Origin of the sequence: Yersinia vastinensis, from assembly GCF_902726565.1 — a bacterium.
Lineage (GTDB): Bacteria > Pseudomonadota > Gammaproteobacteria > Enterobacterales > Enterobacteriaceae > Yersinia > Yersinia vastinensis.
The window spans coordinates 1-3,202 of the sequence record NZ_CACVAF010000028.1 but is presented as its reverse complement, the minus strand read 5'-3'; the positions used below and the strand labels follow the sequence as shown (position 1 = coordinate 3,202).

Here is a 3,202-nt window from a genome sequence, read left to right as displayed (position 1 = left end):
TCAGGTGGGACCACCGCGCTATGGCCGCCAGGCAAATTCTGTTTTCATCAACTCGCTACACAATCACTCTCATGCAGCCAGCCAATTCAATCTGTAAACTTCGCTGAAAATCTCTCAAACACAAAACACCTTCGGTGTTGTAAGGTTAAGCCTCACGGATCATTAGTACTGGTTAGCTCAATGCATCGCTGCACTTACACACCCAGCCTATCAACGTCATAGTCTTTAACGTTCCTTCAGGGGGCTTAAAGCCCCAGGGAAGACTCATCTCGAGGCAAGTTTCCCGCTTAGATGCTTTCAGCGGTTATCTCTTCCGAATTTAGCTACCGGGCAGTGCCATTGGCATGACAACCCGAACACCAGTGATTCGTCCACTCCGGTCCTCTCGTACTAGGAGCAGCCCCTCTCAATCTTCCAACGCCCACGGCAGATAGGGACCGAACTGTCTCACGACGTTCTAAACCCAGCTCGCGTACCACTTTAAATGGCGAACAGCCATACCCTTGGGACCTACTTCAGCCCCAGGATGTGATGAGCCGACATCGAGGTGCCAAACACCGCCGTCGATATGAACTCTTGGGCGGTATCAGCCTGTTATCCCCGGAGTACCTTTTATCCGTTGAGCGATGGCCCTTCCATTCAGAACCACCGGATCACTAAGACCTACTTTCGTACCTGCTCGAGCCGTCACTCTCGCAGTCAAGCTAGCTTATGCCTTTGCACTAACCTCACGATGTCCGACCGTGATTAGCTAACCTTCGTGCTCCTCCGTTACTCTTTGGGAGGAGACCGCCCCAGTCAAACTACCCACCAGACACTGTCCTCACCCCGGATTACGGGGCCGAGTTAGAACATCAAACATTAAAGGGTGGTATTTCAAGGTTGGCTCCACGCAGACTGGCGTCCACGCTTCAATGCCTCCCACCTATCCTACACATCAAGGCTCAATGTTCAGTGTCAAGCTATAGTAAAGGTTCACGGGGTCTTTCCGTCTTGCCGCGGGTACACTGCATCTTCACAGCGAGTTCAATTTCACTGAGTCTCGGGTGGAGACAGCCTGGCCATCATTACGCCATTCGTGCAGGTCGGAACTTACCCGACAAGGAATTTCGCTACCTTAGGACCGTTATAGTTACGGCCGCCGTTTACTGGGGCTTCGATCAAGAGCTTCGCCTTGCGGCTGACCCCATCAATTAACCTTCCAGCACCGGGCAGGCGTCACACCGTATACGTCCACTTTCGTGTTTGCACAGTGCTGTGTTTTTATTAAACAGTTGCAGCCAGCTGGTATCTGCGACTGGCTTCGGCTACGAGAGCAAGTCTCTTTACCTAATGCCAGCGTGCCTTCTCCCGAAGTTACGGCACCATTTTGCCTAGTTCCTTCACCCGAGTTCTCTCAAGCGCCTGAGTATTCTCTACCTGACCACCTGTGTCGGTTTGGGGTACGATTTAATGTTACCTGATGCTTAGAGGCTTTTCCTGGAAGCTTGGCATCAACTACTTCTGCACCGTAGTGCATCGTCATCACACCTCAGCGTTGATAAGCAACCGGATTTACCAGGTCACTCCGCCTACATGCTTAAACCGGGACAACCGTCGCCCGGCTAGCCTAGCCTTCTCCGTCCCCCCTTCGCAGTAACACCAAGTACAGGAATATTAACCTGTTTCCCATCGACTACGCTTTTCAGCCTCGCCTTAGGGGTCGACTCACCCTGCCCCGATTAACGTTGGACAGGAACCCTTGGTCTTCCGGCGTGCGGGCTTTTCACCCGCATTATCGTTACTTATGTCAGCATTCGCACTTCTGATACCTCCAGCAAACCTCACAGTTCACCTTCAACGGCTTACAGAACGCTCCCCTACCCAACAACACCTAAGTGTCGCTGCCGCAGCTTCGGTGCATGGTTTAGCCCCGTTACATCTTCCGCGCAGGCCGACTCGACCAGTGAGCTATTACGCTTTCTTTAAATGATGGCTGCTTCTAAGCCAACATCCTGGCTGTCTATGCCTTCCCACATCGTTTCCCACTTAACCATGACTTTGGGACCTTAGCTGGCGGTCTGGGTTGTTTCCCTCTTCACGACGGACGTTAGCACCCGCCGTGTGTCTCCCGTGATAACATTCTTCGGTATTCGGAGTTTGCATCGGTTTGGTAAGCCGGGGTGGCCCCCTAGCCGAAACAGTGCTCTACCCCCGAAGATGAGTTCACGAGGCGCTACCTAAATAGCTTTCGGGGAGAACCAGCTATCTCCCGGTTTGATTGGCCTTTCACCCCCAGCCACAAGTCATCCGCTAATTTTTCAACATTAGTCGGTTCGGTCCTCCAGTTAGTGTTACCCAACCTTCAACCTGCCCATGGCTAGATCACCGGGTTTCGGGTCTATACCTTGCAACTAGACGCCCAGTTAAGACTCGGTTTCCCTACGGCTCCCCTATTCGGTTAACCTTGCTACAAAATATAAGTCGCTGACCCATTATACAAAAGGTACGCAGTCACACCACGAAGGTGCTCCCACTGCTTGTACGTACACGGTTTCAGGTTCTATTTCACTCCCCTCGCCGGGGTTCTTTTCGCCTTTCCCTCACGGTACTGGTTCACTATCGGTCAGTCAGGAGTATTTAGCCTTGGAGGATGGTCCCCCCATATTCAGACAGGATGTCACGTGTCCCGCCCTACTCATCGAGTTCACAGCAAGTGTGTTTTTGTGTACGGGACTATCACCCTGTACCGTGCGACTTTCCAGACGCTTCCACTAACACACAAACTGATTCAGACTCTGGGCTCCTCCCCGTTCGCTCGCCGCTACTGGGGGAATCTCGGTTGATTTCTTTTCCTCGGGGTACTTAGATGTTTCAGTTCCCCCGGTTCGCCTCGTTAGACTATGTATTCATCTAACGATAGTGCAACGAATTGCACTGGGTTTCCCCATTCGGGTATCGTCGGTTGTAACGCTTCATATCAGCTTACCGACGCTTTTCGCAGATTAGCACGCCCTTCATCGCCTCTGACTGCCTAGGCATCCACCGTGTACGCTTAGTCGCTTAACCTCACAACCCGAAGGTGTCTTTCGACCACTTGCGTTGTGATTATTTGAGAGACTCTAATACAGGTTACTTATTATCTCAGTACATCTACGGAGAGATAATGTTCAGCTGTATTGTTTCAATTTTCAGCTTGTTCCAGATTGTTAAAGAGCAATAT

The 3,202-nt window shown here is 51.6% G+C and carries 1 rRNA gene; it reads right to left on the bottom strand.

The features are described 5' to 3' along the window. Positions 1-141: 141 nt before the first annotated feature. A 23S ribosomal RNA gene (locus tag HUZ92_RS20620) occupies positions 142-3,048 on the bottom strand. Between the last annotated feature and the right edge of the window lie 154 nt (positions 3,049-3,202).